A 23,797-nucleotide genomic window follows, 5' to 3' on the forward strand; every position below is an offset into this window, starting at 1 on the left:
ATGCCCCTGCAAAGCACCGAAATCCTTGCCGCCACGGCAACCGGCATTGCCCGCGCCGCCGGACTGCTGCGGGAAGGCAAACTCGTCTCTTTCCCGACCGAGACGGTCTATGGCCTTGGCGCCGACGCCCGGCAGGGCGCGGCGGTGGCCGCAATCTATGAGGCCAAGGGCCGGCCCTCCTTCAACCCATTGATCGCGCATGTTCATTCGGCCGAGGCGGCACAGCGCTATGTTCAGTGGAACGATACGGCAGAGCTGCTGGCCGACGCCTTTTGGCCTGGCCCGCTGACCCTGGTGCTGCCGCTGCGTGCTGGCCACGGGATTTCGCCGCTGGTCACTGCCGGGCTGGAAACTTTGGGGGTGCGCGTACCGGCCCACCCCGCTGGCCAGGCATTGCTGCAGGCATTGGACGGCCCGGTGGCCGCTCCTTCCGCCAACCCATCCGGCAAGATCAGCCCGACCACGGCGGCCCATGTGCAGGCAGGCTTGGACGGGCGCATTGCCGCGATCCTTGATGACGGCGCCTGCGGTGTTGGGCTGGAGTCAGCCATAGTCGGACTTGCCGGTTCCAATCCGATGCTGCTGCGCCCCGGCGGGTTGGCCGCGGAAGAGATCGAGGCGGTGCTGGGCCGCAAACTGGCGGTGCGCGACGTGCAAGACCCGCTGACCGCCCCGGGCCAGCTGCTGTCCCATTACGCCCCGGGCGCGCCAGTCCGGCTGAACGCCGCCAAAGCAGAGGACGGAGAGTTGTATCTTGGTTTCGGCCCCGGCGGAGGCGATCTGAACCTCTCCGCCAACGCAGACCTGACTGAGGCCGCCGCCAATCTCTTTGGCCATCTGCACCGTCTGGACGCGCTTGGCCAACCCATCGCCGTTGCGCCGGTTCCAGAACAGGGACTGGGCGCCGCCATCAATGACCGTCTCCGCCGCGCCGCTGCGCCAAGGGATTAAGCCGCCTGGGCACCCGGCCGAAACACTCCCGCCCGCTTGAGACAGCGCAGTGCATTTCATCCGGCGCTCATGCGTGGCCTGCACTGGCTGACAGTGTCAGCGGATCGACTCCGAGGGTTTTCAGCGATGCTTCCCACTTGCTGTCATCCGCCAGGCTGAAAACCAGATCCGGGCTGGCGTCGGCCGTCAGCCAGCCGTTCATCGCAATCTCGGCTTCCAGCTGACCCGGCCCCCAGCCGGCATAGCCCAGCAGCACCAGCAGCTGCTCCGGCCCCTGCCCCAATGCGATGTCTTCCAGAATATCCAAAGTTGCGGTCATTGAGAACCCGCCCGGCATCTTCAGCGAGCTCACGTCCGATTCGTAATCCGGCGTGTGCAGCACAAAGCCGCGCTGGGTCTCCACCGGGCCGCCGAACCGCACCGGCAATGCCGCAGCCGCGCTGCCCTCTTCGCCCAAGTCCAGCTGCTCCAGCAGATCCCCCAGCGCTACCCCGTCCGCAGGTTTGTTGACGATGAGCCCCATCGCCCCTTCCTCGCCGTAGGAGCACAGGAAAACCACTGAATGCTCAAACCTCGGGTCGCCGATTCCGGGCATTGCAATCAAGAGCTTGCCAGTCAGATCCATGAATTTCCGTCTTTCCTGCTGCCTCCCTCCACCATGACGCCCCCCCGGCCCGCACGCAAGGGGCGCAAAGGTTCGACCTGGTGAAGCCTCCGGCAAAATTGCCGCAAACCTGCCATTACTCCAGAACAATGACCGGAACGTGACTTGGCAAACCCTGCTGCCAAGCGCATGTATCAGGGCATGAGACTAATGCAGAACATACCCGCTGCCGCCCTGGCGGCTTTGCTTGCCGTGACTGCGGGCACCCCGGCCTTTGCCGGAGCCGCTGATAGCGGGATCGTGCAGATTGAGGTGCTGGACGGCGGCATGACCCCGCGCGGCACCTATATGGGGGCGCTGCGGATCAAACTGCAGCCGGGCTGGAAGACCTATTGGCGCGCGCCTGGCGATGCCGGCATTCCGCCCAGCTTTTCCTGGCGCGGGGCGCGCAATGTCGGCGGGCTGTCGATCACCTGGCCTGCGCCTGAGGTTTTTCAGACCTCCGGTTTTCGTACCATCGGCTATCACGATCAGCTGGTGCTGCCAGTGGAAATCACCCCGGAAAAACCGGGCAAGCCGGTGCGCCTGAAGGGCCGGATGCAGCTGGGTGTCTGCAAGGATGTCTGCGTGCCGGCCGAGTTGAGCTTTGATCATCAGCTGGACAGCGGCGCTGGCCGCAACCCGGCGATTGCCGCCGCGTTGGCAAGCAGGCCCTGGACGGCCAACGAAGCCGGTGTGCGCAGCGCCGCCTGCAGCCTGCGCCCGTCTGAATACGGGATGAAGGTCACCGCCCGGATTTCGATGCCATCCGCCGGCGGTGACGAGGTTGCGGTGATTGAATCCGGCAATCCCAAGCTGTACGCCGGTGAAACCAGCACCCGCCGCGAAGGCGGGCTGTTGGTGGCTGAGACCGAGTTCCTGCCTGCTGACGGCAACGCCTATGCCATAGATCGCTCGCAACTGCGGATCACGGTGCTCGGACAGAACCACGCGGTGGACATCCAGGGCTGCAGCGCCGGATGAGCACCGCCAATTGCTCTCAGCGTCCGGTCTTGGGCACAATTGCCGTGGTCTGCTGTCATTTGGACGGTCAGGATCAGGTGATCCTTGTGCAGCGCGGCAAGGAGCCGAATGCGGGCTGGTGGGGGTTTCCCGGCGGCCACGTGGAGATGGGCGAGACGGCCCTGCAGGCCGCCGCGCGAGAGTTGCAGGAGGAGACCGGGGTTATTGCCCGGCCCTTGGAATACCTTACAAATGTGGATGCGATCTCCCGCAATGCGGCAGGCACGGCGCAGCGCCAGTATCTGCTGACCGTAGTCCTGTGCGAATACATCAGTGGCAAACCGGTGCCGGATGATGACGCCGAACAGGCCGAATGGGTCCCGATTGCAGAGATCGAAACCCGTGGCCTGCAACTGCTTGTACAGGTCGCGGATGTGGCCCGGCTGGCTCAGACCCGCTGGCGGGCGCTGAACCGGTAGGCGACGCCTCCGGCCAGATAGGCCAGCAGCGCCAGCACCAAGGCACCGGAGATAAAGGCCAGCAGCCCGGCCCGTACCGGTTCCATCGCTGCCAGCGATGGCAGCATCCGAAGAAGCGGATGCAACGCACCCGTGGCCATCGCCCAACCCAGCGTCAGCACCAGCCAGCCAAGCTGTGCCAGGGATGTACCCAGCACCAGCCAGCGCAGCCCCCCGGCGCCGCGCCGCAAGGCCCGGCGCAGCGCGGTCATCGGACGTGACAGGTCCCGCTGCATTGCCACCAGCGCAGGCACCACCAGCAATACTAGGAACATGCCAAAGCCCAAGCCATAAACCAGCGTGATCACTGTTGGCTTCAGGAACTGCGCCTGCTGCGAGCGTTCAAACAGCAGGGGCGCCAGCCCCAGAACAGTTGTCATCGTGGTCAGCATCACCGGCCGCAGCCGGTCCGCCGCCGCATCAATGATCGACGGCACCAGCCCGCGGTCTTGCGCGTATTGGTCAATGGTCGTCACCAGCACGATGGAATCGTTGATGATGATCCCGGTCATGCCCAGCAGCCCCACCACGGTGAACATGCTCAGCGGCACCTCCCACATGTAGTGCCCCCAAATCGTGCCGACGAGGCCAAAGGGAATGATCGCCATCACCACCAGCGGCCGGGTCCAGCTGGCAAAAATCCAGGACAGCACCAGGTAGATACCGGTGAGGCACAGGATCAGCCCGGTGCCTGCCTCCTGCAGGAAGGTTTGCTCCTGTTCAGCCAGCCCGGACAGTGTCCATTCCACTTGCCGCTCGCTGGCGATCTTCGGCAGGATGTCCTCCTGCAACGCCTGCATCACAGCTTCAGCCCGGGCGGGGTCGTCTTCGGAGATATCGCCCGAAACACTGATCACCCGGATGCCGTTTTCCCGCCGCACGGTGGAGAACCCGGTGCGCTGGGTGACCGAGACGATATCGGCCAGCGGCACATAGATCCCGCTTGGCGCCCGCATCAGCGTGCGCTCCAGGAAGTCGGCGGTCAGCTCATCTTCGGGCAGTTCCACCCGGATTTTGGCGCTGCGCGGCCCGTCCGGGTATGTCGCGGCCTCAATTCCATTCAGCCGCGCCCGCAATGCCTTTCCCAGGCTGCCAATGGTGAAGTTCAACGCCTGGCCTTGCGGGGTGAGGTCAAGGATCACCTCCTCTTTGTCGTAGGCCAGATTGTCCTCAACGGCGGAAACCTCAGGAAAGCGCAGCAGCGCGGTTTTCAGGTCTTCCGCGGCATCCTTCAGCACTTGCACGCCGGGGCCGGAGAATTGCACGTCCAGCGCGTCGCCGCCCGGACCCGACCGCCAGCTGCGGAAAGAGACCGTCTCGACCATAGGATGCCGCGCCACCCGTTCCTGCAGCTCGGCCACAAAGGCAAAGCTGGAGTAAGGGCGCAGGTCGGCGTCGATCAATTCAATCGAAATCCCGCCCAAAAGGTCCCTATCCTTGGCCTCGACACCGCCCAGTCCACGGCCGGCATTGCCGCCCACCTCGGCCATGACGAAATCCAGCGGGTTGCGGCCAAAGCGGGTGGCATACTCCGCGCCCAGCGTCTCGGTGGCGCGCTGCATTTCCTGCATCATCGCCAGGGTGTCATCCCGGCTGGCGCCCTCCACCATGGCGAAATTGCCGGTCACGGAGCCGCGTTCAGGCGCGTTGAAAAAGCGCCACTTCACTTCGCCGTTGATGAACAGCGCCGCCTGGCTAGCCAGAACTACCAACGCGCCTGCCAGCACCGCATAGCGGGCCTGAACCACAAGCCCCATGAACGGGCGGAAAGCATGGTCGCGCAGCCAGCGGAAGCCGCGGTTCACCATCCGGTTCGGCCAGTCATACCAATGCCGCGCCTGGGCATGGGTCAGCGCATGGGCCAGGTGGTTAGGCAGGATCAGAAAACATTCCACCAGCGAGGCCGCCAGTACCGCAATCACGGTGAAAGGAATATCGCGGATCAGCTCGCCAAAGTGCCCGCCCACCAAGGTCAGGCCAAAGAAGGCGATGATGGTGGTCAGCGTTGCCGCAAAAACCGGCATTGCCATCCGCCGGGCCGCATTTTCGGCGGCCTGCACCGGGTTTTCACCCAGCCGCCGCACCCTGAAATCGGCGTGCTCGCCCACCACAATTGCATCATCCACCACGATGCCCAGAGTGATGATCAGGCCAAACAGGCTGACCATATTGATGGTGATCCCGGCGGCATACATCAGCGCCACGGCGGCAAACATCGAGGCCGGAATGCCCATTGCCACCCAGAAGGCAATGCGGGTGTTGAGGAACAGGAACAACAAGCACAGCACCAGGGCAAGCCCCATCAAGCCATTGTCGATCAGAATATCCAGGCGGTCGGTGATGCGTCCCGCGCGGGTGCGGATCAGTTGTGCTGTCACCCCCTGCGGCAGGCTGGCCTGCATTTCGGCCACCACCTCCTGCACCTGATGCTGCAGGCGGATCGCGTTGCCCTGGTCCGAGCGGTCCACCCGGATCGACATTGCCGGGTTGTCATCCACAAAATACGAGCGGTTGCGGTCCACCCCCTCGACCCGCACCTGTGCGACGTCGGCAATGGTCAGCACCGAGCCGTCGGCATTGGTGCGCAGAACAATGGCTTCCAGCTCATCGGGCTTGCGTTTCTCGCTGCCGGTGCGCACCCGCGCGTTGGCGCCGCTGACATCGCCTGCCGGATCGGCATCGACCTCTGCCGCAATCACCTCGGCAACTTCGCGCATGGTGATGTCATGTGTCATCAGCTTGGCAGTGGGCACTTCAACGATTGTCTCAGGTGCAGCCACGCCGCGGATAGTGGTCCGGGTGACGCCCGCCTCAAACAACCGGATCACCAGCTCATCCGCAAACAGACCCAGCTGCCCGGCGGCCACCGGGCCAGAGATCACAACGTCGGTCACCCGGTCGCGCCAGGCGCCGCGGCGCACTTCCGGTTCCTCCGCCTCCTCCGGCAAAGTGGTGATACCATCGACCGCCGCCTGCACATCATCCGTCGCCTGCCCCATGTCCGAGCCCGGCTCAAACTCCAGCGTCAGAGTTGCCCGCCCCTCGCGCGAGGTTGATGATGTCTCCTCCACCCCGTCCACCGCCAGCAGCGCAGGTTCCAGAACCTGCACGATGGCACTGTCCACATCCTCGGGGCCTGCGCCCTCCCATTCGACCGTGACCGTGACGCGCTCGACAATCACATCCGGGAAGAACTGCGCCCGCATGTTGGGCATCGCTGCCGCGCCCAGCACCAGCATGATCACCAGCAGAAGGTTCGCGGCGGTGCGGTGGCGGGTGAAATAACTGAACAGCCCGCGGGCCGGCCGGGGGAGCTTACGGACCATGACGCTCAGCCTCCGATCCGGGATTCGATCCGGTTGACCAATTGCGCGGGCACCCGCGCCTCAGCCAGCTGCTGCAGCATCTGCTCCTTCAATCCGGACGGCATCACACTGCTGCCCTCGACAAAAGCAACCAGCCGTGCCCGTCGCTCATCGCTCAGCTCAATCAGTTCTTGCAGGGCCTGCGCTGCGGCGCCCCGGCGCAGCGGGCGCACCTTGATGCCCGCGCCCAGCAGCGGCGTGCGGCCAGTGACGATCTCTCGCCCCTCCAGCCCCGAACCGCGGATCAGAACGTCATCGCCCTGACGGCGCACCAGTTCAACTGGCAACGCCTCCAGCCTGTCCTCAGGGCCCAGCACCAGGACAGAGCCATCCGTGCCCAGCGCCGAACCCGGGACACGGGCCACGGCCCTGACTTCCGGCTCGGTTACCTTGACGGTGACAAAATCGCCAGGTTCGAACCCCGGCGCGGCCTCCAGCCGGGCATAGATCAGCCGTCCCGTCTGACCATCGCCAGCCGCCCCGCTGGCACGGGAGATCTGCCCGGCGGCACTCAGATCCGCGCCGGCCGCATCGAGCGAGACCCGCACCGGCGCACGCAGCAGACGGCCCTCGGCGTCCAACAGCCGGGCGTATTGCGCGGTGGACACCCGGAACGCCGCCTCCAGAAGATCCGGGTCAACCAGATCCGCCAGTTTTTCGTTGGCCGAGACCAGCCGCCCCTGCACCAGGCTCACTGCCTGCAAGGTCCCGTCAAAACCCGCCATGATCGTGGTATCGTCCAGCTCACGCCGCGCTTCGTCCAATGCGATTTGCGCCCTGGCCACGCGGGTGGCAGCCTGATCCACGCGTGCCTCGGCCTGGCTTACGGCCTGGCGGCGCGAGATCACCGCCTGGCGCGCCTGCACCGCTGCAAGCTCCGCTGTCTCCACCGTTGCGGCGGTACCGACACCGCGCTGCCGCAGATCCACTTGCCGCTGAAAGGCCCGTTCGCGCAGCTGCGCCTGGTCCTGAGTGGCCTGCAATTCGTCCTGTGCGAGGATCAGCGCCCGGCCGGCATCGCGTTCCTCGGCGCGGGCATCCATCATGTCGGCCTCGGCCCGGTCCAGCGCGGCCTGCGCATCCGCCGGATCAATCTGCACCAGCACCTCACCGGCACGGACCGCGCCGCCGTCCTCGAACCCCTCAGAGAGTTGCACCACCCGGCCTGCCACAGCTGTGCGCAGCTCCAGCGTGCGGCGGCTTTCCACCCGGCCAAAGGCCGTCAGCTCAGGCGCTACGGTCTGCAGATCAGCTGTCACCACGTTGACCGCAAACACCCGCTCACGCACTGGCGGTGTCTTTTTCTCTGCATTCAGCTGCGCATCAATCGCACTGAAAATCAGTTGCCCGGCATAAAGCAGCAGCGCCACCGTTATGGCCGCCAGGAACACCCCGGTCACACTCTGACGCAAAAAGCGCATGTCTCTCCCTTCCGGTGGCGGACGCTGCCGGGACCGCCCTTGCGGCCGGCCAAGGCGCAAATGCCTTGTGCCCGCTTGGGAATATACGATTTTCCGCACGGGTTTACGAGGTTACACGCCGCGCAGGGTTACTTCCGGCGCAGATGTTCCTCCAATCTGGGCATGATTTCCACGAAATTGCAGGGCCGGTGGCGGTAATCAAGCTGTTTTGACAGGATTTCATCCCAGCCGTCCTTGCAGGCGCCGGGGCTGCCGGGCAGCGCAAACAGATAGGTGCCGCGCGCCACCCCCGCCGGTGGCGCGCGACTGCACCGCGCTGGTGCCGATCTTCTGCATCGAGACCAGGGTGAAGACGGTGCCAAAGGCCTCGATCTCTTTCTCGTAGACATCCCGGTGCGCTTCCACCGTGACATCGCGCCCGGTCAGCCCCGTGCCGCCGGTTGAAATCACCACATCCACCTCCCGGTTGGCGATCCAGGCGCGTAGCTGTGCGGCAATTTCGGCGCGTTCGTCGGGAATGATCTTGCGGTCGGCAAGAGTGTGGCCTGCGTCCCGCAGCCGGTCCACCAGAATCTGGCCGGAGCGGTCATCCTCCATTTTGCGGCTGTCCGACACCGTCAGCACCGCAATGCGGACCGGGATGAATTCCATGCTTTCGTCAATCCGGGACATTTCACGCCCTCTCCATAATCGCCAGCCGCACGGCCAGCCCTGCAAAAATTCCGGCCGATACCCGGCCGAGCCAGCGCGCAAACACCGGCGAGCCGGTCAGCTGCTGCCCGGCCTGGCCGGCAAAAACGCCAATCAGCCCGTTGATGAAAAAACCGCCGGCGGCCAGGATCAACCCGAAGACCAGGAACTGCACCAGCACCGGGCCTGCTTCGGGTCTCACGAATTGCGGCACAAAGGCCAGCACAAACAGGATCACCTTAGGATTGGTCAGATTGACCAGCAGCCCGCTGCGAAAAGCGCCGGCTCCGCGCCGCGGTGGCAGCCCCTCCGCCGCCAGCCCCCCGTGCAAGGCGCCCCAGGCCAGATACAGCAGATAGACCACACCCGCCCAGCGGATCAGATCAAACAGCGCAGGCATCGCGGAAACCACCGCCCCCAGCCCCAGCCCGGCCAGGGACACATGCACCATGCTGCCCGCAGAAATCCCGGCACTTGCCGCCACTGCCGCTCTGCGGCCCGAGCGCAGCCCCTGGCCAAGACAGAACATCATGTCCGCACCCGGAGTCAGGTTCAGCGCCAGCGCTGCCGGGATGAAAGCGAGCAAAGTTACCGCATCGATCATGGCTTCACCTCAAACCAGCTCACCGAAGGACCCAGGTTGGCCGCCTGCGTCCTGCCTATGCTGCCGCGACAGCCCCAGCAATCATGCACATGGCCGCAGAGCAGCAGTTGCGGCTGGATCCGCTCCACCGCGGCCCTGACCGCCGTGGAGCCGACGGACAGCCCGCCCGAAGTTACATCCCCCAATCCCTTGGGCGGTGAATGGGAGATCAGAATATCCGCGTGATCACAGGCAGCCAGCATCGCTGCCGCCTGAACTTCGCTTAGGTCGCAAGACCAACTGCCAAAAGGTGTTTGCGGCACGCCATAGCCCAGGCCGAACAGACGCAGGCCCTCAAAATCAATTCCCTCTCCATGCAGCACTGTTGTGCCGGGAAACCCCGCAGCACGCAACTCACCAGCGCTTTCACCATTGCCGGGCACTGCCACCATCGGCGCCTTCAACCCAGCCAGCATCGCCACAGCCCGGTCCAGTCCCAGGCGCATATTGCAAAAATCACCTGCACCAATCACCAGATCAGCACCTGCGCTGGCAGCCACGATTTCCACCGCGTGGCTGCTTGAAAGATGCAGATCTGAAAATGCGAGAATCTTCACGAGACTCCTCCTCCGTCAGGACAGGGCGCCCAGCCGTGCCTTCAGCTCAAGAAGATCACCCCAGGCCTGCCGCTTTTGCTGCGGCTGGCGCAGCAGATAGGCGGGGTGGAACATCGGCATCACCGGCTTGCCCCAGGCCTGATTCCATTGCCCACGCAGCCGGGTAATGCCGCGTTTGCCCAGCACTGCCTGGCAGCTGATATTGCCCATCAAGACCAAAACGTCAGGCTCTGCCAGCGCCACATGCCGCTCCAAAAACGGGGCCAGCATGGCGATCTCTGCTGGCAGCGGATCGCGGTTCTGCGGCGGCCGCCAGGGCAGCACGTTGGTGATGTAGACGCTCTCGGCACGTGAGAGGCCGATCGCCTCCAGCATCTTGTCCAGAAGCTGCCCGGCACGGCCCACAAACGGTTTGCCCTGCAGATCCTCATCGCGGCCCGGCGCCTCGCCGATGATCATCACCCGCGCGCCTGTCTGCCCGTCCGAGAACACCAGATTGCGCGCCCCGCGCTTAAGTTCGCAATGGCTGAACCCTGCCAAGGCATCACGCAACGCAGGCAAGGACGCGGCCCCTTTGGCGGCCTTCCTGGCCACATCAACAGGGTCCGCTTCCTTAGGCTTGAGCGGCGGCGCGGGGGCCGCGCCCGGTTTCGGCTTGGGTACAGCCTGCTCCAGCGCATAGCGGTCAACGGGTGCGTCGCACAGCGCCTCGGTTGCGCCAAGCTCCGCCTGCCACTCCAACAGCGCCCGGGCGCTCCAGTAATCCAATGCCGATTCCATGCGCTCAAGCTACTCCGCCCGCAGCCCAAGCGGAACACCTCTCCGCGGCCATCTTGCAAATTCAAGTGTTTCATCTTTTTAAAAATACTCCGGGGAGCGCGAGGGGCCGGCCCCTCGCCTGCGCAACGTGCACAAACCGCCGCACCGCCTTGCCGCACGCACGCACCCCGCCTATAAGAACCGGCAAATCAAGCGGAGCTTACCCTCATGTCCTTCGAACACCGCCACCTGCTTGGCATCGAACCGCTGAAACCGCATGAGATCGCCGCGATTCTTGATCTGGCCGACGAATACGTCGCCCTGAACCGCCGCCCGGAAAAGCATTCAGACGTTCTGGCGGGGCTCACCCAGATCAACATGTTCTTCGAGAATTCCACCCGTACCCAAGCGAGTTTCGAGCTGGCAGGCAAGCGCCTTGGCGCTGATGTGATGAACATGGCGATGCAGGCTTCCTCGATCAAAAAGGGCGAGACCCTGATTGATACCGCAATGACGCTGAACGCGATGCATCCGGACCTTCTGGTGGTGCGTCATCCGCACTCCGGCGCGGTGGACCTCTTGGCGCAAAAGGTGAACTGCGCTGTGCTGAACGCCGGCGACGGCAAGCACGAGCATCCAACCCAGGCGCTCCTGGATGCACTGACTATCCGCCGTTCAAAAGGCAGGCTGCATCGCCTCAACATTGCCATCTGCGGCGACATTGCCCATTCCCGCGTCGCCCGCTCGAACCTGATCCTATTGGGCAAGATGGAAAACCGCATCCGCCTCATTGGCCCGCCGACGCTGGTGCCCGGCCAGTTCGCAGAATTCGGCGCCGAGATCTATGACGACATGCGCGAGGGCCTGAAAGACGTCGACGTGGTGATGATGCTGCGCCTCCAGAAAGAACGCATGGACGGTGGTTTTATCCCGTCCGAGCGCGAATACTACCACCGTTACGGGCTCGACGCCGACAAGCTGGCGCAGGCCAAGCCCGACGCCATCGTCATGCATCCCGGCCCGATGAACCGCGGTGTTGAGATCGACGGCACCCTCGCAGACGACATCAACCGCTCGGTCATTCAGGAGCAGGTGGAGATGGGTGTCGCGGTGCGGATGGCGGCGATGGACCTTCTGGCCCGCAACCTGCGCGCCGAACGCCAGGCGAAAGCGGGCTGAAGAGGTGGAGGGCGTGATCCATATCCCCGCCGGCGAGCGCGGCGTGATCCGGCTGTTTGCACTCGACATGCGGTCTGAGCAGGCGGCATTCCTGAAGGAACCCGGCGCGCTGGCGCAGGTGCTGGGGATCAAGGTGCTGGACATGGACCAGGTGGAGATCTTCCCGGTCACCGACTTGGAGGACATCGGCCTGACCGGTTATCTGACCGAAGGCTGCGGTGTGCCGCGGGCGCAGGTCGAGGAAGACCGCGAGATGCTGCAGGCGCTGGAAGGCCATGTGCTGCTGATCCGCTCTCGCGCCTTTGACGGTGCCGAAACCCGGTTGACCCCGGCAGAGCAGATCACCCTGATGGGCACATACGGCGAACGGCAGACCGATTGGAACGCTCCGCCCGCAACCGCCGAAAGCGCCAAGCCCCATTCCGCCCCGAAACTCTCCCCGCGGCAAGCCCGCGCGCAGGCCCGCCGTATTGGCGCAGCCCTGTTTGCCGTGGTGATGCTGCTGGCCGCACTGTTGGTCTGGGTATTGGCGGGTTGATGGCAGAGACCATTTTCACCCCAAACCGCAGCGCCTATATCCGCACGCACGCCTGGATGGCAGCGATTGGCATGGGCGGCGCGATGGCGGTGCTATGGTTTCTGGACAGCCCGCACATCTGGACCGGCGCGGTGGGCGGGCTGGCCGCCATTGCCCTGCGTGGCTGGTATATGGCGAGCGAAGAACTAGCGGTGGTCTGGACCTTGGCCGGAGACACCCTCTCCGGCCCCGCAGGGCGCAGCCTTCCTCTGCCACAGATCAAAGCTGTCAAAACCATGGGCAGTTATGTGCAAGTGATCACTGAAACCGGCGACAAGCATCTGATCAAATACCAGGCCGACCCGGCCGCGACCCTCAACGCAATTGAAAGAGCCAAGGCATGAGCACACTCTTCACCAACGCCCGCCTGATCGACCCCGAGGCTGGCACCGATGCGCCTGGCGCGGTTTTGGTGCAGAACGGGCGCATCGCGGCGATTGAAACAAACGCCGCCGATCCCGCCCGATTGCTGCGTGCGCATAAGGTCAAACCGGAAGATGCGACTGAGGTGGACTGCGGCGGCAAGTGCCTGGCGCCGGGGATTGTCGATATCGGCGTTAAGGTCTGCGAACCTGGCGAACGGCACAAGGAAAGCTATAAGTCGGCGGGTTTGGCAGCAGCAGCGGGCGGTGTCACCACCATCGTCACCCGCCCTGACACAACACCTGCCATCGACAGCCCGGAAACGCTGGAATTCGTCACCCGCCGCGCCCAGGCGGATACGCCGGTGAACGTGCTGCCGATGGCGGCGCTGACCAAAGGGCGCGAAGGGCGTGAGATGACAGAGATCGGCTTCCTGATGGATGCCGGTGCCGTCGCTTTCTCCGACTGCGACCATGTGGCCGGCAATACCAAAGTTTTTCAGCGCGCCCTGACCTATGCCCGCTCCTGCGGGGCCCTGGTCATTGCCCACCCCCAGGAGCCCGTGCTTAGTGCCGGAGCGGCTGCAACTTCCGGCAAGTTTGCTGCACTCTACGGGCTGCCGGCCGTTTCCCCGATGGCGGAACGGATGGGCCTGGACCGCGATATTGCGCTGCTGGAAATGACCGGCGCCAGATATCATGCCGACCAGATCACCACAGCGCGCGCCCTGCCTGCGCTGGAGCGCGCAAAGACCAATGGGCTGGACATCACCGCGGGCACTTCGATCCACCACCTGACCCTGAACGAGCTGGACGTGGCCGGCTACCGCAGCTTTTTCAAGGTAAAGCCGCCGCTGCGCTCCGAAGACGACCGGCTGGCGGTTGTTGAGGCTGTGCGGACCGGGCTGATCGACATCATCTCCTCGATGCACACGCCGCAGGACGAAGAAAGCAAGCGGCTGCCGTTTGAAGAAGCCGCCGCTGGTGCCGTTGCACTGGAGACCCTGCTGCCCGCGGCGCTGCGGCTGTATCATGCCGAACTGCTGGACCTGCCAACCCTGTTCCGCGCCATGTCGCTGAACCCGGCCAAGCGGCTGGGGCTGGACAGCGGCCGCCTGGCAGAAGGCGCCCCGGCGGATCTGGTTTTGTTCGATCCGGATGTGCCCTTTGTGCTCGACCGGTTCAAGCTTCGCTCCAAGTCGCAGAACACACCTTTTGACACCCAGCGGATGCAGGGCCGGGTTGAGGCGACATATGTGGCGGGCGAACCCGTCTACCGGAGGGACTGATGCCTGAATTGGAAAGTTCTGCCGCCGTTCTTATCCTCTGGGCAGTGATTAGCTACGGCCTGGGATCGGTGCCCTTTGGCATGGTTGTCACCAAAGCATTCGGGCTGGGCAACCTGCGCGAAATCGGATCCGGCAATATCGGCACCACCAACGTCCTGCGCACCGGAAGCAAAGCCGCCGCGGCACTGACGCTGATCCTGGATGGCGGCAAGGGCGCGGCGGCGGTGCTGCTGGCGCGCTCCCTGGCTGGCGAGGACGCGGCGCAGGCGGCAGGGCTGATGGCCTTCCTCGGCCATTGTTTCCCGGTCTGGCTGGGGTTCAAGGGCGGCAAGGGTGTTGCCACCTTCCTGGGCCTGATGCTGGCGCTGGCCTGGCCGGTGGGTATTGCCTGCTGCCTCACATGGCTGGCGGCAGCGGCGGCCAGCCGGATTTCATCCATGGGCGCGCTGGTTTCGGCAGCCTCAGGTGCCGTTTGGGCATTGGTTCTTGGTTATCAGCCGGTTGCGGTTCTGGCACTGCTGCTGGCGGCAGTGGTATTTATCCGTCACTCGGCCAATATCGCGCGTTTGCGTGCAGGCACGGAGCCGCGGATCGGCCAGAAGTGAGCCGCGGCAGGCTGGATGCGTTTCTGGCCGCTTTTGATGCGCTGCCTTTGGGTGCCTTTAGCGGTACTGCAGCTGGGCGGCGCTACTCAGTTACCCGCCAGGATCTGGCCTGCGGCAAGGCTCAAAAACTGGAAGCCTGGGAACGCGGCGGCGGGGACTACATCAGCCTCAACCTGTACCGGCTGACATCCGGATCCTTGCTGAAACCCTGCGAAATGCCCGAGGAAAAAGTGATCCGTTTTGTGCTGGCCCTTCAGATCACGGAATGAGCCGTTCCAGCGCGCGGCCATTGCCCCAGGTGCCGTGCAGCTCGCCGCTGGGCATCCGCACATAGACCACCGGGTGCGTCTGGCCCCAGTTCACCCAGACCACATCGCCATTGCGCGAGCCGCTGCCGGAATAGGACTGGCTGGCAATCCGCCACTGCATCTCTATCGTCCCGCCGTTGTCCTGGATTTCTACGGTGCCGGTATAGCTGCTGCCGTCGGGATTACGCCCTTCCGCGCGATAAACACCGCTGACGTTTTGCGCGCTGGCGGGAGTTGCCAAAAGGGCCAAAGCCGTCAGCCCGCTGAGAACCGCACGGCGGCTGGGTAATGCTTGTGTCATCCTTATCTCCATTTTACCTGCGTTCACCCTGCCCGCCTCAGACGGTGCTGTCACCTATTCTGCGCATGAATGCACAGGGAGCCACCGCCTGATGCACATTCAAATTGAGTTGTTTTGAACGTGATCGCCCGGTCCTCCACATCAGTGCCGTGACCCGCAGCATACCGCGGCACGCAATATGAAACACCAGCCGGGCGCAAATTCTCTGCAGTCCCGGCCGGTATTGAAAGGACGGGATCCATGAACAAAGTAAAAGCTCTGGTGAGCGGTGTGGCGCTTTCGGTTGCTCTGGCGACTTCTGCTATGGCTGCCGGTGTAGAACTCAATGCCTCCTCAACCGGCCTTGCGCTGCAGGGATACGACCCGGTTGCGTATTTCACCGCTGGAGAACCGACACCGGGCAACTGGAAAATCACCGCGCTCCATAATGACGCGATGTACCGGTTTGCCTCAGAAGAAAACAAAGCTGAATTTGAAAAGAACCCCGAAGCCTACCTGCCAGCCTACGGCGGCTACTGCGCATTTGGCGCGGCCATGGGCTTTAAATTCGACGGCGATCCGACGCTTTGGAAGATCGTCGACGACAAACTGTATTTGAACCTCGCCAAAGACATTCAGACCCGCTGGGAAGGCGACATCCCGGGCTTCATCGAGAAGGCCGATGTAAACTGGGAAGATATCGCGGATAAAGACCCGGCCGCGCTGCAGCAGTAAGCTTCACATCACTCACAAGCGAACAGCCGGCGGCAGGGAAACCTGCCGTCGGCATTTTCGTTGACTTGACACGACTTGGGATTCCCAACTTTCTGTTATTACAGAAACTTCAGGATTCCGTGATGAAACTGACCCCCGCAATGCAGAACTTTATCCTTCACTGGGGCGAGATGGGGTCCCGCTGGGGGGTGAACCGTTCGGTGGCGCAGATCCATGCGCTGCTGCATATCTCCATTGATCCGATGACGGCGGACGAGATTTGCGAGGTGCTGGGGCTGGCGCGATCCAATGTCTCCAACGGGCTCAAAGAGTTGCAGGCGCAGCGGCTGGTCAAGGTCAGCCGCCAGCTGGGCGACCGGCGCGATCACTTCACCTCGATCCGGGACATGTTCGACTTGGTAGATGCGGTGATCGCGGCACGGCGCGAGCGCGAGTTTGCCCCGACCCTGTGCGCCTTGGATGAAGTGATGCACGGGGCTGAGGCCGACAGCACCCCCAAGGCGGTCAAGGACCGCATGGGCGAGACCCTGCGGGTGATGCGGATGTTTGACGATTGGTACATGGATTTCTCCCGCCTGCCCCGCGCGGTGCATCTGGCGGTGCTGAAACTGGGCGCCAAAGTGACGAAGTTCCTGCCCGGTGTGAAGAAACAGGAGTAAATTCGGCCCAAAGCTCTCATGACTTAAAAATTTTTGCGAAAGTATTTCTCTTATGACAGAAATAACTGAAACTAAGGGAAAATCTTTCATGCCATGTCAGCCCGGGCCGCTACCTGGTGGATCCGATTGCATTCGCCGTCGCCATGGTTGGGACGCCTTTGGTGACAGGCTTGCTCGGAGCATCGCTCCTCATGATCCCGCCCTTTGCAGCGCTGATTGGCGGCCCGCTTTACCTGGTGATCGGCATTCCCGTCATGCTCGCATACATGGCCCGGAATCGTCCGACACCAGGAAAATGGGCCCTGCTGGCCTTTAAGACACAACTGCTGATCTTCACGCCGATCTTCCTCCTGGCGTTTGCGGCTGGGGGAAACTTCGACGGCACCAGCGTCTTTCTAGTGTTCGGCAGCCTCTTTGCGCCGCTTTGGGGCGCGGTCAGCGGCAAAATCTACGAACGCTTGGAACGCGATTTCTACAAACAGACCATTTGACGCCGAAAGGAAAACATCATGCTGATTGAAATCGGTATTTACCTGGGCCTTGGTATGCTGATGCTGCTGGCGATGGCTCTGATGATCCTGCGGATCGGAACCCTGCTGGGGGACTGCCCGCGATCAGGACGCGCAGCCAGGGCGGGCGCGGTTACCATCGCCACCGGCTATGCCATGGTGGGTCTTGGCGGCGTCATCCTGATTGGCGCCGCAATCCCGCTGCTGGAAATGGATTTCCTGGGCCTGCTGCCTGCGCTTGGCCTGGCGGCGATCTGCCTTGGCCTCGGCTTCTCTCATGCCGTTGCCACCCTGCGGGCTGTGGTTCGTGAAGCTTTGCTGGCGGACCAGCCCAAACGGGAGGCTCAAGCCCGTACGCCCGAACCGGAATCTGCGGCTGAACAACCGGCCTGATCCCCTGCCCCGTTTCAAAAAAGGAGACCGCCATGCGCCCGCCTGTTTCCCGTGAATCGGCCCCGCGCACTGTCATCTGGCAATATCTGCTGCCAGTCACCCGCCGTCAGCGCTGGGACATTGCAGTGCTGCACAGTCTCAGCGCGCTGATGTGCGGCTGCAACTGCTCGGTCGCCTGGAGCCATATGCAGCACCATCGCCACGCCATGGGCCCCAGCGATATCGAGGGCCACTGCGGGCATATGAGCGCAGGCCAAGTGCTGCGCTACGGGCCGCGCTTTCCGCTTGATCTGATACGTGCCTGCTGGGGACAGGGCGGTCCAAATGGCGCCAACGGATCCTGCGGGACGGGATCTGCGTGGCACTGCTGGCCGGTGCTTTCCTGTGGAGCGGCCAGCGGTTCTTGCTGCTGCATCTTGCGGCAACGGCGGCGGCGCAATGCATGACCGCCTTCTTCGCGGCCTGGATCACTCACCAGGGCACTAAAAATACCTGTCAGGCCGCCCGCAGCCAGCGCGGTGTTCTGGCCAAGGCCGCCTATCTGATGCTGTTCCACCGTGAACACCATCTGTTCCCGAAAGTGCCTGTCTGCCGCCTGCCGGAATTGGCGGCACGGCTGGATACCCAGGTGCCCGGCTACGCCGCGAGCCGCCTGCCGGTACTAACTTGGCTGAACGGAGACTGAACGGCGGCTGGTATCCCACTTTTTGTCAGGCGGCGGCCCAATTTCAGCCCGATTCCAAGCGCAACTCAGAGGAGATTTCTTCACAACAGGCTTCCAATGATCTCCCGAATTATCTCCGCTTTTGAAAGCTTTACGTTCAAGTTCCTTGATTTTAACGGCCGCGCCACCCGACTGGAGTACTGGTGCATCATCCCGACGGTCTGGCTGTGCATTTTCCTGATGCTGCCGGGGGATGCTTCCGAAGTCTGGGCTCATTTGCTGCGCCGCGAGGTGCCGCCGCTCAACCCGTTCCACTATGGTTCGATCGGGCTGTTCCTGTTCACCTTCATCCCCCGGTTGTCGCTGACTGTACGCAGGCTGCATGACGCCGGGCGCAGTGGAAAATGGGTCAAACTGCCCTTCACCGCCTTCACTTTGGGCGTGGTGATGAGCTTTGGTCTGCTGACTTCTCTGCCGATGGCTGACTCCAGCGGCCTCGGCCCCGGACTGATGGTGGCCGGTGCCGTGACGGCCTCCCTGTCGGGTGGCTTCTGGGATGCACTGTTCAATATGGCAGCCATTGCCAATGCGGTGAATTGGGGCCCGGTGCTGGAGGCCATGCTGGGGGGCGCGGCGCAGGCGGATCCGGGTGCCGTGCTGGACCAGACCGGCGCCATGGCGTCGCATAACCCAGTGGCCGGTTATCAATACCTGTTTCAGATTATGTTGTTCGGGCTTGGCCCATTCATCGCCCTGTTGCTGCATCTCTACTTCATGCTGCTGCCGTCTGATCGCAGCGACAGCATCCATGGCACCAGCCCCGTGCAGACCCCTGCCCGCGGATCTTCCAGACACGGGCACAACGCCTATGCAGGCTATGCCTATCTGACCAAGCGCACGGATGAAGAGCAAATAATGCTACAGGCCGCACGCAAGGCACAGGTCCGAGAGCTGTATCAAAGCCGGGTGCTAAGCAAACCAAACGGCTGAGCCCGCACCGGCATAAAAGAGGGCCGCGTCACCGACGCGGCCTTCTTTCTTCAGTAGGCAAACTCGCCGTAGATGCGTGTCAGGTCTTCGCCCCAGGCGCCATTGTAGCGCGCCAGCAGCTCATCCGCCGGAACCTTGCCACTGTCGAGACTGTCCTTCAGTGCGTTCAGGAAATGTGTCTCATCCGGCACCAGCCCGCCCGCGCCGGGTTTGTGCCGGGCTTTCAGGCCGCTTTCCGAAATTGCCACCACTTCACGCGCCAGCTCATGCATATCGATACTGCCCACCTTGGCCTGCAGCCCCTGTTCCGAGGCCGCAACCCGCAGCGCATCACGGGTTTCCGCGTCCCAGCCCTTGACCAGATCCCAGGCGGCGTCCAGCGCCGACTGATCATAGGTCAAGCCGACCCAGAACGCAGGCAGCGCGCACAGACGCCGCCAGGGGCCGCCGTCGGCGCCACGCATTTCGATGAATTTCTTCACGCGGGCCTCAGGGAAAACGGTGGTGAGGTGGTCAGCCCAGTCGCTGAGCGTCGGGGTCTCGCCGGGCAGCGCCGGCAGCTCGCCCTTCAGGAAGTCGCGGAACGACATGCCCAGCGCGTTCACGTATTCGCCGTTGCGGTAGACGAAATACATCGGCACATCGAGCGCGTATTGCACCCAGGCCTCGAACCCGAAGCCCGCGTCGAACACAAACGGCAGCATGCCGGTGCGGTCGGCGTCCAGATCGCGCCAGACGCGGGCGCGCCAGGATTTGTGGCCGTTGGGTTTGCCATCGAGGAACGGTGAATTGGCAAACAACGCGGTTGCCACCGGCTGCAGCGCCAGTGCAACACGCATCTTCTGCACCATGTCGGCCTCGGAGGAAAAATCGAGGTTCACCTGCACGGTGCAGGTACGGCGCATCATGGTGGTGCCCATGGTACCGACCTTCTGCATATAGCCGTCCATCAGCTTGTAACGGCCCTTGGGCATCAGAGGCATGTCTTCATGGCGCCACACAGGGGCGGCGCCCAGGCCGATGAAGCCGACGCCGATCTTGTCGGCAATATCCTTCACGTCGCGCAGGTGGGCGTTCACCTCGTCGCAGGTCTCGTGAATGGTTTCCAGCGGCGCGCCGGAGAGTTCCAGCTGCCCGCCGGGTTCCAAACTGATATTGGCGCCATCTTTGGTCAGACCGATGAGGTTATCGCCTTCGGTCAAAGGCGCCCAGCCGTGGCCGTCGCGCAGACCTGTCAGCACCGCAAGGATTGAGCGTTCGCCCTCATAAGGCAGCGGCTTCAGCGTATCTTTGCAGAAGCCGAACTTCTCATGCTCGGTGCCGATGCGCCAGTCTTCCTTGGGTTTGCAGCCGTCAGCAAGATATTCTGCAAGCTGTTCGTGGCGTTCGATCGGTCCGCCGCCGGACTGGGGAATGGACATGCCTGGCACTCCGTCCTGTTAGGTCTGTCATGAAGGGTCAGTCGTGGGCGGAATCACCGCCGGTGTCAATGCAGGCGCTGATGTTCGGGGCGGCTGGAGGAGCGCTCCCAGATCACGACCTGGTGAGGGCCGCGGCGACGCAATTCCGTCAGCATCCGTTCGGTTTTAAGCCCCGGCAGAGCAGCAAAGACGTCGAACAGCGCCTCGTAACCTTCGGCATTAACCGGGATTGCCAGCGGCGGCTGGCCAGGTTGCTCCAGCAGCCAATGCGGCGGTTTGGAGGATTGATCCAGCGCCAGCCGCTCCAATTCCGAAGCTGCCACGGCGCCGCCGGTGAGCGGCCCGAAATAGGCGATCTGCCCTTCGTCCACCTGCACCACGCCGGGGCCACTGGTGCCGCGCCGGAAGCGCATCCGCTGCGCGCCGATAACAGCTGCCACCAGACCAGTGGCCACAAAAGCCCAGCCGGTGATAGCTGTAAATCCAGCTTCGGAGAAGGCCCATTTCAGCCCCAGCAGGAACATCAATGCCGCGGCAAGGACCTCACGCCATTGCCAAAGGGCTGCGCGGGCTTCGGGGCGAATGAAGCTCATCTCGATATCCTTTTGCCTTGCCGGAGGTGAGCCAGAAACACACGGATTCTTCGACGCCTGACCCGCATCTTTCGTGGCTTGCCCGGATTTCTAGCGTACATGGTAAAGTATGTAAGCCCGATGAAGAAAATCAGCAGGGAATTGACTTCTTGGGCAGGAACAGTGCCGTGGGTCAGGAACTGCCGCAGCTCCTGCCGGTCCAGCCCGAACAATAACGGCCGGGAAATCTCCATCTCCCGAAAGTCCTTTGACACCAGAAACATTGCGGACTGGCGAGCTTTTACAAACCTTCCAACGCGGTGAATGTCTACCGCGGATAGGATGCCGTCTTCGCGCATGATAAAGTTGCGCGGAGCAAAATCGGGATGACCCGACGCTTTCAGCACTGGCCTTCCTGCCAGCCCACCCAGCATGTCAAGCAAAGCGCGGCCGAGTTCAACCAGCAACCCGGCATCGCGGTGTTGAACGCGGTTTTGCAAAATCTGGTTGATCTCGGCAGCGAGACCGTCAGTGTTCAGCCCGGTTTGAACGAAGTCCCCTTGTTCTGCCCAATGCTGCCAATCGCAACAGCGCTTGATCAACTGCCTGCCGTTGACGTCCGGTTCTTCTAGCAGCTTGTCAACCGGCGTCCCGTCTTCAAAGCTCGCGATTACCAGCCCGAGATGCCCAGAAGTGGCCAAAAGTTCATTGAAGGAAAACGCCGGATGCGGTCCAAGCGAGGCAAGTCTGTCCAGTGCCGCCGTGGTCTGACCGACAAAAGCGCGCCGGCTTTCCAGCTCCCAGAACTTTTTGACGACCACCGCACGGGATTCCCGCTCGCCCCGAAAAACAGATGCTTCGGGAGAAATTCTGAGGGCTGAACCCAGAAGCGCCTGCTGGCGAGGCCACCTCAGATTTGCCTGACGCTGCACCCGCGTCAACTGCCGTCCTGCATCTTTCGGCCGCTTTTGTGCAAAGAATTGCGTGAAACCATTCACTTACCAGTCTCCCAGCGTATGCTGCCATAGGGTCATCGCCGCGACCGCTGCCGTGTCCGCTCGCAGGATGCGGGGACCAAGGCTGACCACATGGGACTGCGGTAGCGCGTGCAGACGTTTGCGTTCGGTTTCCGAAAACCCGCCCTCAGGGCCGATCAGAATGGCCCAAGGCACGTCTTTTTGCGTTTCGGCCGCCAGTTGCACGTTGCCCGCTTCGGCCTCGTCGCAGAACATCAACTGCCGGTCTTCCGGCCATTGATCCAGCAGGCGCGAGAGTTTTTGCAGCTCCGCCACCTCCGGCACATAGGTGCCGCCGCATTGTTCCGCCGCCTCGACCGCATGGGCCTGCAGCCGGTCCTGACGGATGCGTTCGGAGTTGGTGAATTCGGTCTGCACCGGCAGGATACGGGCCGCGCCCATCTCGGCCGCCTTCTCGACAATAAAATCGGTGCGCGCTTTCTTGATCGGGGCAAACATCAGCCACAGGTCCGGAGGCATTTGCAGCGGTTTGGTCTGCTCCTGGCACAGCAGCGTGCCACCGCGTTTGCCGGCTTCGGCAATCTCGGCCAGCCACTCGCCATCCTGGCCGTTAAACAGCGCCACATGGGCGCCCGCGGCCTGCCGCATCACCCCGAACAGGTAATGCGCCTGATCACGATCCAAGGGAACCGATTGCCCTGCCCCCAAAGGGTGCTCTACATACAGTCTGATTTTTGCACTCATGGGGTCCTACATATGCAAGGCCAGAAGCCAGCGCCAGAGGGTCAGGTTGCGGATGCGGTCCGTGGAAACTGGGTCGACACATATGCGCCGGAATGGACGCGGCCCTATCTGCGCCTTTCCCGCGCCGACCGGCCGATCGGCACCTGGCTGCTGTTGATCCCCTGCTGGTGGGGGTTGGCTCTGGCCATTCTGTCGGATCAGAGCCCGCGCTGGCAGGACTTGTGGATCGCTGCGGGATGTGCCGGCGGCGCCTGGCTGATGCGCGGCGCGGGCTGCACTTGGAATGACATCACCGACCGAAACTTTGACGGCCAGGTAGAGCGCACCCGCTCGCGTCCGATCCCCTCGGGGCAGGTCACGGTCAAGCGCGCGCTGGCCTGGATGGGGCTGCAATGCTTGGCGGGCCTTGCGATTCTCTTGACCTTCAACCAGGCGGCCATTGCCATGGGCATCCTGTCGCTGCTGCCCGTCGCTGTGTACCCCTTTGCCAAGCGGTTCACTTGGTGGCCACAGGTGTTTCTGGGTCTTGCCTTCAACTGGGGCGCGATGCTGGCCTGGGTGGCGCATACCGGCACCATGGGCTGGCCACCGGTTCTGCTGTATCTGGCAGGCATCGCCTGGACGCTGTTTTATGATACCATCTATGCCCATCAGGACACTGAGGACGACGCGCTGATCGGAGTGAAATCCACCGCCCGTCTCTTTGGTACGCAAACCCCGATGTGGTTGCGCCGGTTCATCGTGGCTTTTGTCAGCCTGATGGCGCTGGCGGTGATCCTAGCAGTGCAGGACAGCGCCTCGGTGCTGGCCCTTGTGTTGGCGCTGGCAGCTCCCTGGGCGATGGGCTGGCACCTGACCTGGCAGCTGCGCGCCTTTGACGCGGAAAACGCGCCAAGGCTCTTGCAACTGTTCCGTCTCAACCGCGATACCGGCCTGATTCCGCTGATCTTCTTTGTGCTGGCCATGTTCGCATGATTGAACCGGGCGCCTGCGCAGGGTAAGAGCCTGTAACGCAAACTGGGA

27 protein-coding genes and 1 pseudogene are annotated in these 23,797 nt (G+C 63.1%); 16 read left to right on the top strand and 12 right to left on the bottom strand.

Features of this window, described 5'->3' with window-relative positions; genetic code table 11:
- Positions 1–951: an L-threonylcarbamoyladenylate synthase gene (locus tag AQUI_RS0104550; RefSeq protein ID WP_027256454.1), complete on the top strand. Its 951-nt coding sequence runs from the start codon at positions 1–3 to the stop codon at positions 949–951.
- Positions 952–1,018: 67 nt separating this feature from the next.
- Here AQUI_RS0104550 and AQUI_RS0104555 read toward each other — a convergent pair whose 3' ends face one another.
- On the bottom strand, positions 1,019–1,675 hold the full coding sequence (locus tag AQUI_RS0104555) for a YqgE/AlgH family protein (RefSeq protein ID WP_425411831.1): 657 nt from the start codon (positions 1,673–1,675) through the stop codon (positions 1,019–1,021).
- Between the two features lie 81 nt (positions 1,676–1,756).
- Here AQUI_RS0104555 and AQUI_RS0104560 point away from each other — a divergent pair, with 81 nt between their 5' ends.
- Together AQUI_RS0104560 and AQUI_RS0104565 are read left to right on the top strand one after the other, a co-directional pair.
- Complete coding sequence (locus AQUI_RS0104560; RefSeq protein WP_425411832.1) at positions 1,757–2,578, top strand: protein-disulfide reductase DsbD domain-containing protein; 822 nt, start codon at positions 1,757–1,759, stop codon at positions 2,576–2,578.
- Complete coding sequence (locus AQUI_RS0104565; RefSeq protein WP_027256457.1) at positions 2,575–3,036, top strand: NUDIX hydrolase; 462 nt, start codon at positions 2,575–2,577, stop codon at positions 3,034–3,036. The genes AQUI_RS0104560 and AQUI_RS0104565 overlap by 4 nt, the downstream gene beginning before the upstream one ends.
- Here AQUI_RS0104565 and AQUI_RS0104570 read toward each other — a convergent pair.
- The 6 genes and pseudogenes from AQUI_RS0104570 to AQUI_RS0104595 all read right to left on the bottom strand — a co-directional run bounded on the left by AQUI_RS0104570 (position 3,006) and on the right by AQUI_RS0104595 (position 10,531).
- Positions 3,006–6,401, bottom strand: coding sequence for an efflux RND transporter permease subunit (locus AQUI_RS0104570; protein WP_027256458.1), 3,396 nt, complete (start codon positions 6,399–6,401; stop codon positions 3,006–3,008). The two genes, AQUI_RS0104565 and AQUI_RS0104570, sit on opposite strands and share 31 nt — an antisense overlap.
- A gap of 5 nt (positions 6,402–6,406) precedes the next feature.
- Positions 6,407–7,861: an efflux RND transporter periplasmic adaptor subunit gene (locus tag AQUI_RS0104575; RefSeq protein WP_027256459.1), complete on the bottom strand. Its 1,455-nt coding sequence runs from the start codon at positions 7,859–7,861 to the stop codon at positions 6,407–6,409.
- Between the two features lie 128 nt (positions 7,862–7,989).
- A pseudogene (gene moaB, locus AQUI_RS27165) lies at positions 7,990–8,533 on the bottom strand (molybdenum cofactor biosynthesis protein B).
- 1 nt (position 8,534) lies between these two features.
- Entirely contained in the window at positions 8,535–9,155 is a 621-nt protein-coding gene (locus tag AQUI_RS0104585) for a LysE family translocator (RefSeq protein ID WP_027256460.1), read from the bottom strand.
- A complete protein-coding gene (locus AQUI_RS0104590; protein ID WP_027256461.1) occupies positions 9,152–9,751 on the bottom strand; it encodes a metallophosphoesterase family protein in 600 nt (199 codons plus the stop codon). The genes AQUI_RS0104585 and AQUI_RS0104590 overlap by 4 nt, the downstream gene beginning before the upstream one ends.
- 15 nt (positions 9,752–9,766) lie before the next feature.
- Positions 9,767–10,531 (bottom strand): uracil-DNA glycosylase, encoded by a 765-nt coding sequence (locus AQUI_RS0104595; protein ID WP_027256462.1) that lies wholly within the window; start codon positions 10,529–10,531, stop codon positions 9,767–9,769.
- A 207-nt stretch (positions 10,532–10,738) separates the two neighbouring features.
- On the opposite strand from AQUI_RS0104595, the gene AQUI_RS0104600 reads away from it, so the two are divergent.
- The 6 genes from AQUI_RS0104600 to AQUI_RS0104625 are packed head-to-tail and all read left to right on the top strand — an operon-like array spanning position 10,739 to position 14,791.
- Positions 10,739–11,689, top strand: a complete 951-nt coding sequence (locus tag AQUI_RS0104600) for an aspartate carbamoyltransferase catalytic subunit (protein ID WP_027256463.1) — start codon at positions 10,739–10,741, stop codon at positions 11,687–11,689.
- A gap of 4 nt (positions 11,690–11,693) precedes the next feature.
- Positions 11,694–12,227 (top strand): hypothetical protein, encoded by a 534-nt coding sequence (locus tag AQUI_RS0104605; protein WP_027256464.1) that lies wholly within the window; start codon positions 11,694–11,696, stop codon positions 12,225–12,227.
- Complete coding sequence (locus AQUI_RS0104610; RefSeq protein WP_027256465.1) at positions 12,227–12,610, top strand: hypothetical protein; 384 nt, start codon at positions 12,227–12,229, stop codon at positions 12,608–12,610. The genes AQUI_RS0104605 and AQUI_RS0104610 overlap by 1 nt, the downstream gene beginning before the upstream one ends.
- Positions 12,607–13,917 carry a dihydroorotase gene (pyrC, locus tag AQUI_RS0104615; protein ID WP_027256466.1) on the top strand — a complete coding sequence of 437 codons (1,311 nt, stop codon included), beginning with the start codon at positions 12,607–12,609 and terminating at the stop codon, positions 13,915–13,917. The genes AQUI_RS0104610 and pyrC overlap by 4 nt, the downstream gene beginning before the upstream one ends.
- Complete coding sequence (gene plsY, locus AQUI_RS0104620; RefSeq protein WP_027256467.1) at positions 13,917–14,522, top strand: glycerol-3-phosphate 1-O-acyltransferase PlsY; 606 nt, start codon at positions 13,917–13,919, stop codon at positions 14,520–14,522. The genes pyrC and plsY overlap by 1 nt, the downstream gene beginning before the upstream one ends.
- Positions 14,519–14,791 carry a hypothetical protein gene (locus AQUI_RS0104625; RefSeq protein ID WP_027256468.1) on the top strand — a complete coding sequence of 91 codons (273 nt, stop codon included), beginning with the start codon at positions 14,519–14,521 and terminating at the stop codon, positions 14,789–14,791. The genes plsY and AQUI_RS0104625 overlap by 4 nt, the downstream gene beginning before the upstream one ends.
- Here AQUI_RS0104625 and lfb1 read toward each other — a convergent pair.
- Positions 14,781–15,131 (bottom strand): LIC10280 family protein, encoded by a 351-nt coding sequence (gene lfb1 / locus AQUI_RS0104630; RefSeq protein ID WP_027256469.1) that lies wholly within the window; start codon positions 15,129–15,131, stop codon positions 14,781–14,783. The two genes, AQUI_RS0104625 and lfb1, sit on opposite strands and share 11 nt — an antisense overlap.
- A gap of 240 nt (positions 15,132–15,371) precedes the next feature.
- On the opposite strand from lfb1, the gene AQUI_RS0104635 reads away from it, so the two are divergent.
- The 6 genes from AQUI_RS0104635 to AQUI_RS29145 all read left to right on the top strand — a co-directional run bounded on the left by AQUI_RS0104635 (position 15,372) and on the right by AQUI_RS29145 (position 19,060).
- Entirely contained in the window at positions 15,372–15,845 is a 474-nt protein-coding gene (locus AQUI_RS0104635; RefSeq protein WP_027256470.1) for a YHS domain-containing (seleno)protein, read from the top strand.
- A 122-nt stretch (positions 15,846–15,967) separates the two neighbouring features.
- Positions 15,968–16,504 carry a GbsR/MarR family transcriptional regulator gene (locus AQUI_RS0104640; protein WP_027256471.1) on the top strand — a complete coding sequence of 179 codons (537 nt, stop codon included), beginning with the start codon at positions 15,968–15,970 and terminating at the stop codon, positions 16,502–16,504.
- 116 nt (positions 16,505–16,620) lie between these two features.
- A complete protein-coding gene (locus tag AQUI_RS0104645; protein WP_156916772.1) occupies positions 16,621–16,995 on the top strand; it encodes a hypothetical protein in 375 nt (124 codons plus the stop codon).
- Between the two features lie 18 nt (positions 16,996–17,013).
- Positions 17,014–17,406, top strand: a complete 393-nt coding sequence (locus tag AQUI_RS0104650; RefSeq protein WP_027256473.1) for a hypothetical protein — start codon at positions 17,014–17,016, stop codon at positions 17,404–17,406.
- 358 nt (positions 17,407–17,764) lie between these two features.
- On the top strand, positions 17,765–18,091 hold the full coding sequence (locus AQUI_RS31770) for a fatty acid desaturase (RefSeq protein ID WP_027256475.1): 327 nt from the start codon (positions 17,765–17,767) through the stop codon (positions 18,089–18,091).
- 96 nt (positions 18,092–18,187) lie between these two features.
- On the top strand, positions 18,188–19,060 hold the full coding sequence (locus tag AQUI_RS29145) for a DUF805 domain-containing protein (RefSeq protein ID WP_051371820.1): 873 nt from the start codon (positions 18,188–18,190) through the stop codon (positions 19,058–19,060).
- A gap of 50 nt (positions 19,061–19,110) precedes the next feature.
- On the opposite strand, the gene AQUI_RS0104670 is transcribed toward AQUI_RS29145, so the two are convergent.
- From AQUI_RS0104670 to AQUI_RS0104685, 4 genes are all read right to left on the bottom strand, one after another.
- Positions 19,111–20,481 carry a glutamate--cysteine ligase gene (locus AQUI_RS0104670; protein WP_027256476.1) on the bottom strand — a complete coding sequence of 457 codons (1,371 nt, stop codon included), beginning with the start codon at positions 20,479–20,481 and terminating at the stop codon, positions 19,111–19,113.
- Positions 20,482–20,546: 65 nt separating this feature from the next.
- Complete coding sequence (locus AQUI_RS0104675; RefSeq protein WP_027256477.1) at positions 20,547–21,074, bottom strand: hypothetical protein; 528 nt, start codon at positions 21,072–21,074, stop codon at positions 20,547–20,549.
- A complete protein-coding gene (locus AQUI_RS0104680; protein ID WP_027256478.1) occupies positions 21,071–22,051 on the bottom strand; it encodes a hypothetical protein in 981 nt (326 codons plus the stop codon). Before AQUI_RS0104680 ends, AQUI_RS0104675 begins: the two co-directional genes overlap by 4 nt.
- Positions 22,052–22,774 carry a 16S rRNA (uracil(1498)-N(3))-methyltransferase gene (locus tag AQUI_RS0104685; RefSeq protein ID WP_027256479.1) on the bottom strand — a complete coding sequence of 241 codons (723 nt, stop codon included), beginning with the start codon at positions 22,772–22,774 and terminating at the stop codon, positions 22,052–22,054. It abuts the gene before it with no gap.
- A gap of 12 nt (positions 22,775–22,786) precedes the next feature.
- Here AQUI_RS0104685 and ubiA point away from each other — a divergent pair, with 12 nt between their 5' ends.
- Complete coding sequence (ubiA, locus tag AQUI_RS0104690) at positions 22,787–23,749, top strand: 4-hydroxybenzoate octaprenyltransferase (RefSeq protein ID WP_027256480.1); 963 nt, start codon at positions 22,787–22,789, stop codon at positions 23,747–23,749.
- Positions 23,750–23,797: the final 48 nt, after the last annotated feature.

This window comes from Leisingera aquimarina DSM 24565, assembly GCF_000473165.1.
GTDB lineage: Bacteria > Pseudomonadota > Alphaproteobacteria > Rhodobacterales > Rhodobacteraceae > Leisingera > Leisingera aquimarina.

Coding starts and splice junctions, on each gene's coding strand:
- lfb1 (WP_027256469.1), bottom strand. CDS start 15,131: ATGACACAAGCATTACCCAGCCGCCGTGCGGTTCTCAGCGGGCTGACG.
- AQUI_RS0104670 (WP_027256476.1), bottom strand. CDS start 20,481: ATGTCCATTCCCCAGTCCGGCGGCGGACCGATCGAACGCCACGAACAG.
- ubiA (WP_027256480.1), top strand. CDS start 22,787: ATGCAAGGCCAGAAGCCAGCGCCAGAGGGTCAGGTTGCGGATGCGGTC.
- AQUI_RS0104560 (WP_425411832.1), top strand. CDS start 1,757: ATGAGACTAATGCAGAACATACCCGCTGCCGCCCTGGCGGCTTTGCTT.
- AQUI_RS0104600 (WP_027256463.1), top strand. CDS start 10,739: ATGTCCTTCGAACACCGCCACCTGCTTGGCATCGAACCGCTGAAACCG.
- AQUI_RS0104595 (WP_027256462.1), bottom strand. CDS start 10,531: ATGGAATCGGCATTGGATTACTGGAGCGCCCGGGCGCTGTTGGAGTGG.
- plsY (WP_027256467.1), top strand. CDS start 13,917: ATGCCTGAATTGGAAAGTTCTGCCGCCGTTCTTATCCTCTGGGCAGTG.
- AQUI_RS29145 (WP_051371820.1), top strand. CDS start 18,188: ATGATCTCCCGAATTATCTCCGCTTTTGAAAGCTTTACGTTCAAGTTC.
- AQUI_RS0104585 (WP_027256460.1), bottom strand. CDS start 9,155: ATGATCGATGCGGTAACTTTGCTCGCTTTCATCCCGGCAGCGCTGGCG.
- AQUI_RS0104685 (WP_027256479.1), bottom strand. CDS start 22,774: ATGAGTGCAAAAATCAGACTGTATGTAGAGCACCCTTTGGGGGCAGGG.
- pyrC (WP_027256466.1), top strand. CDS start 12,607: ATGAGCACACTCTTCACCAACGCCCGCCTGATCGACCCCGAGGCTGGC.
- AQUI_RS0104610 (WP_027256465.1), top strand. CDS start 12,227: ATGGCAGAGACCATTTTCACCCCAAACCGCAGCGCCTATATCCGCACG.
- AQUI_RS0104575 (WP_027256459.1), bottom strand. CDS start 7,861: ATGCGCTTTTTGCGTCAGAGTGTGACCGGGGTGTTCCTGGCGGCCATA.
- AQUI_RS0104640 (WP_027256471.1), top strand. CDS start 15,968: ATGAAACTGACCCCCGCAATGCAGAACTTTATCCTTCACTGGGGCGAG.
- AQUI_RS0104565 (WP_027256457.1), top strand. CDS start 2,575: ATGAGCACCGCCAATTGCTCTCAGCGTCCGGTCTTGGGCACAATTGCC.
- AQUI_RS0104650 (WP_027256473.1), top strand. CDS start 17,014: ATGCTGATTGAAATCGGTATTTACCTGGGCCTTGGTATGCTGATGCTG.
- AQUI_RS0104570 (WP_027256458.1), bottom strand. CDS start 6,401: ATGGTCCGTAAGCTCCCCCGGCCGGCCCGCGGGCTGTTCAGTTATTTC.
- AQUI_RS0104675 (WP_027256477.1), bottom strand. CDS start 21,074: ATGAGCTTCATTCGCCCCGAAGCCCGCGCAGCCCTTTGGCAATGGCGT.
- AQUI_RS0104550 (WP_027256454.1), top strand. CDS start 1: ATGCCCCTGCAAAGCACCGAAATCCTTGCCGCCACGGCAACCGGCATT.
- AQUI_RS0104635 (WP_027256470.1), top strand. CDS start 15,372: ATGAACAAAGTAAAAGCTCTGGTGAGCGGTGTGGCGCTTTCGGTTGCT.